Genomic DNA, 4998 nt, shown 5'->3' with positions numbered 1-4998 from the left:
GGGGGAGGCGGGCCGCGCACGGGGACGGGCCGCCAGGGGAACGATACGACAGCCGGCGGGCGGGCCGGGTGCCGCGCGAGCGGGCCCCCGGCCTCGGCCCCGCGTCCGGGCCCCGGGGCGAATCCGCAGGTCGGACGGGTCTCCCGGGCTCATGACGGCGCCCCGGACACCCCGGGCGGGGCGGTGTCCGGGGCGTCCGGGGCGGCGGTCCGACGCAGGGTGGAGCGCTTCCCGATACCCGGTGGATACACGGGCGCGGGCCGCGCCGCCCTCAGCCGGCGACCAGGTCCGCCCGGCGGGGGAAGCCCGGGCGCGGCGGGGTCCCGTCGGCGGCGCCCGGCGGGACCGGGCCGAGCAGCCGGGCGAGGTCGACCCGGCGGCGGACGCCGAGCTTGCGGTAGACCCGGGTGAGGTGCTGCTCGACGGTCGACACGGTGATGTAGAGCTTGCGGGCGATGTCCCGGTTGGACAGGCCGCGCGCGGCGAGCTCGGCGACCCGGCCCTCGGCCTCGGACAGCCCGCCGGCGGTGCCCTCCGGGACCGGAGCGGCGACCGGGAGCGGTCCGGCGACGGGGACTCCGGCGACGGGAACGGCCCCGGCCGGGGATCCGGCCACCGGCGACAGGGCCACCGGCAGCAGCGACACCGGCGGCAGGGCCACCGGCGCGGGCGTCTCCGGCCGGACCGGCACCACGGCCAGTGCCGGGGTCCGGCGCAGCCTGCGGTCCGCCCGGCGGGCCCGGCCCGGGTCGCCGTCGTGCTGGTGGGCCTCGCTCAGCTCCCCCAGCGCCGCCGCCAGCTCGGACTCCGCACCGGCCTCCTCCAGCACTGCGACGGCGCGCTCCAGCAGCTCCGTCCGCTCGGCCGGTCCGCCCGCCGCCGCCCGGATCCGCAGCGCCAGGCCGCGGATCCTCGGGTGGCCGACCGGCCCGAGCCGGGCGAGCTGCTGGTCCGCGAGGGCGGCGGCGCTGCCCGGCCGGCCGAGGGCGAGCTGGGCGCGGGCCGCCCCGAGCCGCCAGGGCGCGATGGCCGGCAGGTGGTCCACACCCCAGCGGGCCATGGTGTCGCCGCAGGCGCGGTAGTCGGCGAGGGCCTGCTCGGCCCGGCCGAGGGCGAGCCGGTGACCGGCCAGCGCGTACCGGTGGTGCAGGCCGGCGGGCGTGTGCTCCAGGCCCGCGGGGGTGGCCAGCTCCAGGAAGTGCGCCGCGTCCTGGTGCAGGCCGAGCGCGGTGCGGGCGGCCGCCATGGTCGCCAGCGGCAGCCCCACGGCCACGCCCCAGGCCTCCGGCCGGACGTGCGCGAACGCGGCGCGCCCGGCCTCGTCGGCGCTCCGCAGGTCGCCCTGGCGCAGCGCCGCCTCGGCGCGCAGCGCGGCCAGCAGGGCGTTCCAGTGGGCGCCGCAGCGGGCACCGGCGCGTTCGGCGAGCGGGGCGCACCAGTGGGTGGCCCGGTCGGCGCGGTCGGCGTAGAGCAGGACGGTGAGCGCGGCGGTGAGCGATTCGGTGCGCACTCCGCCGAGGCGCCCGGCGCGCAGCACGAGTTCGGCGCGGACCACGGCGTCCTCGGGGGAAACGGTGCCGGCGAGGAGGGCGGCGAGCAGCCGCATGCCGTCGCCCCGGTCGGCGGTGGCGCCGTCCTGCGGCCCGGTCCGGCGGGCGGGGTTGGGGAGCAGCGCGGGGTACCAGTAGGCGAGCCAGTGGCGCAGGGCCTCGGTGTGGACGGCCTGGCCGGGGACGGCTTCGAAGCGGGCGAGCGCGGCGGTGCCCTCGTCGATCCGGCCGTGCCAGAAGTGGTGGCGCAGGCGCTTGAGTTCGTGGCGCAGCGCGGTGTCGGCGTCGGTGACGGTGCCGGGGAGGGTGGGGACGCATTCGACGGCGGGGCCGGCCGGCGCCGGGCCGGACCACAGCTGCAGCGCGTGGGCCGGTACCGGTCCGAAACCGCCGGTGGCGGCGGTCTCCGCCGCGGCCCCCTCCTTCGCTGCGACCTCGTCCTCGGCGACGTCCGCCGAGGCGACGTCCGTCGAGGCGGTGCCCTCCGCAGCGGCGTCCGCCGCCACCGCGGCCCCGGGACCGGGAACCTCCCACACCCCGCCGCCGCCGAACTCCGGCAGCACCGCGCCGGGATCCCCGGGACCGGCGGCGGGCGCCGGTCCGAGCGAGCTGCGCAGATGCCCCTCGGCCACCCGGGCGTGCCCGTCGACGGTGGCCGCCGTCGCGCCGGCGGCGCGCAGCAGCCGGCCGGCCCGCTGGTGCAGGGCGGCGAGTTCGATCGGCCGCATCGCGGCGAGCAGGTCCCCGGCGGCGGTGGGGTGCCGGAAGCCGCCGTCCCGGAACAGCCCGGCCGCGTGCAGCAGGTACAGCGCCCGGGGCAGCGCGTCGGGGGCGAGCAGCAGCAGTTCGGCGAGGAGTTCCGGGGTGGCCCCGGTGCCGAGCACGGCGACGCCGCGGGCGTAGTGCAGGGCGAGCGGGTCGACCCGGTGCAGGCAGTGCATGAGGCCGCGCCGGTAGCCCTCACCGACGACCAGGGTGCCGGGGCTGCCGGCCCGTTCCTGGTCGCCGACCAGGCTGTGCACCAGCAGCGGGTTGCCGCCGGTGAGGGTGTGCGCCTCGGCGGCGTGCCGCTCGGCGGCCGCGGCGCCGAGGCGGGCGCGCAGTACTTCGGCGACGAGTTCGGTGCTGAGCAGGTCGAGCCGGATGTGCTGGTGGTGCGGCTGGCGGGCGAGTTCGACCTCGAACAGCGGGTGCGCCGGGGTCATGGTCTCGCGCGAGCTGAGGACGGTGAGCACGCCGGTGCCCCGGGTGCGGCGGACCAGGTAGAGCAGGAACTCCAGGGACTGCGGGTCGGCGTCCTGCCGGTCGTCGACGGCGATCAGGACGGGGGCGCGTTCGGCCAGGCCGCGGACCAGCCGGAACAGGCCCTCCAGGACACGCTGGGTGAGCTGTCCGGTGGGGCGGTCGGAGGGGGCGGGGACGGTGCCGGAGGCCGCGCCCTCGGCGAGCAGGGCCTCGGCGGTGGCGGCCTCCTCGGGGGCGAGGTCGGCGCCCTGGAGGAGTTGCCGGGCCAGGCCGAGCGGGAACTCGCGTTCGAGCGGCGAGCCGGTGCCGACCAGGACCTGGACGCCGCGCTCGGCGGCGGTGTCGGTGAAGGCGTAGAGCAGGTCGCTGCGGCCGCTGCCGACGGAACCGTGCAGCACGATCACGCTCCCGGCACCGGCCGCGCAGCGGTCGAGGGCGTGGTGCAGCCGCCGGTACTCGGACTCGCGGCCGGCCGGCGGGGTTCTCGACGGATCGTACGGATCGTACGGCGGGGACACGGGAAGGGGGGACATCCGTTCTCCTGGTGCAGGGCGCACGGGAGGACGGGCCGCTGGGCGCTCCTCCTCGCGCGGGTTCGTGGGCGAGGGAATCGGACGGACCGACCGGGGCGGGCGGGGACGCCCGGCCGGCCGACCGGCTCAGCGACAGAGGGAGCTGGCGCGCCGCAGCAGGTCGACGTCGAGGCGGGCGACCAGGCGGAGGCCGGCACGGAGCAGCGGGGCGGCGGACGTCGTACGCGAACCGATGAGCGACGACGGCTGCGAACCGGCGCGCTGTCCGCCTGCCCGCTGTTCCACGACGTTCTCCGTCCCCCGCGCCCTCCCGGGCCCAAAACCGCGCTTGTGACGGTCCGTCGGTCGGACGCACCCTCACCTGGCTTATCCCCGGGGCACCCCACCGCAGTGTGGGGGTTGCCGGTCAGCCGGCCGGGGCCTTGGGGCTGACACTCTTCGCCGCCCCCGAGTCTAGGAAGCGCCCGGCGAGTGCGTCAATCGGCTGCGGGCACCGGAATCCGGCCCACCGGCCGGTTCGCCACGGGCCGCAACGGTCGCGCAACACGCCCGCCACAGTGCGGCCCGGGGCCGGCCCGGCCAGCCCCCGCGGCCCGGTCGGAGGCCCGGTCCGGGCTCATCCCGCCAGGCCGTGCCCGGCCAGCCGGCGGCGCAGCCCGGCGAGTTCGCGCCGGACCAGCGGCGGCAGCCCGTCCGCCCCGCCGCCGGCCGCGGCGAGCACCGGCCCGAGCAGGTCTGCGGCGGCCCGCGGATCCTGGGCGAGCAGATGGCAGTCGGCCACCCGTACGGTGAACAGCAGGCGGGCGGAGGGTAGTTGGTCGGGGGCGAGCAGGGCCAGCGCGGTCTCGGCGGCGTCCACGGCCCGGCGGGCCAGCCGGGGGTCGTCGACGGCGGCGGCCGCGTCGCGCAGGGCGGCGGCGGCCCCGGCCTCGACCCGCAGCCGCATCGAGGCGATGGAGAGCCAGGCGGCGTCGGACTCGTCGTGGACGCCGATGTGGTCGAGGTGCAGCCGGGAGCGGCCGAGGTGGCGGACGGTGGCGCGGACGTCGCCGGTCATGGCGTGGGCGCGGGCCTGGGCGATCTGGCCCATGGCACCGGCCCAGTGCCGGGCGGGGGCGACCCGGGAGATCTCGCGGGCGTAGCCGAGGGCGGCCTCCGGGTCGCCGTCGAGGCGGGCGAGGAAGCTCATGTCGCTGAGCGCGGCCACCTGGGTGGCGTGGTCCCCGGCGAGTTCCGCCCAGCTGAGGGCGCGGGTGAAGCAGGCCATCGCGGTGGCGTTGCGGCCGTCCTGCATCCGCAGGGCGCCGGCCGCGTGGGCGTACTCGCCGGCGAGCCGGGCCAGCGGGCGGCGGCCGGGGCCGGCCGGGTGGGCGGCGAGGCGGCGCAGCACGACCCGCAGGGTGTCCTCGACGGCCGCGGTGCCGGGGGCGCTGGGGCTGTCGCCGGCTCTCAGGTGGGCGGCGAGCAGGCCGGCCAGGGCGTGGGCGGTGTCGGGGTCGACCGGGGCGGCGGTGTCGGGGTCGGCGGCGCGGAACGCGGTGTGCAGGGCGGCCAGCTCGGCCGCGGCGGGGACGGCGCAGCCGGCGGCGTCGTGGAGGGGGCAGAGCAGCCCGTAGTCGGGGAGGCGGTCGGGCAGGTGGGCGGCGAGGCCGGCGGGCAGCACGGGGGCG

Annotated in this window: 3 protein-coding genes and 1 riboswitch; all 3 genes read right to left on the bottom strand. The window is 79.2% G+C overall.

From position 1 onward, the window contains the following. Positions 1-271: 271 nt before the first annotated feature. Positions 272-3328, bottom strand: a complete 3057-nt coding sequence (locus tag ADK60_RS19705) for a helix-turn-helix transcriptional regulator (RefSeq protein ID WP_079008530.1) — start codon at positions 3326-3328, stop codon at positions 272-274. Between the two features lie 126 nt (positions 3329-3454). Further along, entirely contained in the window at positions 3455-3613 is a 159-nt protein-coding gene (locus tag ADK60_RS44910) for a hypothetical protein (protein ID WP_159394531.1), read from the bottom strand. Between the two features lie 34 nt (positions 3614-3647). Beyond that, positions 3648-3771: riboswitch (SAM riboswitch) on the bottom strand. A 173-nt stretch (positions 3772-3944) separates the two neighbouring features. Then, a partial coding sequence (locus tag ADK60_RS19700) for an NsdA family TPR-like regulatory protein (protein WP_053647691.1) occupies positions 3945-4998 on the bottom strand: 1054 nt, incomplete at its 5' end.

It is taken from the genome of Streptomyces sp. XY431, assembly GCF_001279805.1.
In the GTDB taxonomy this organism is placed as follows: Bacteria; Actinomycetota; Actinomycetes; order Streptomycetales; family Streptomycetaceae; genus Kitasatospora; species Kitasatospora purpeofusca.
The sequence above is the reverse complement of the archived record's forward strand: the minus strand, read 5'-3'. Positions and strand labels throughout refer to the sequence as shown.

Coding starts and splice junctions, on each gene's coding strand:
- ADK60_RS19705 (WP_079008530.1), bottom strand. CDS start 3,328: ATGTCCCCCCTTCCCGTGTCCCCGCCGTACGATCCGTACGATCCGTCG.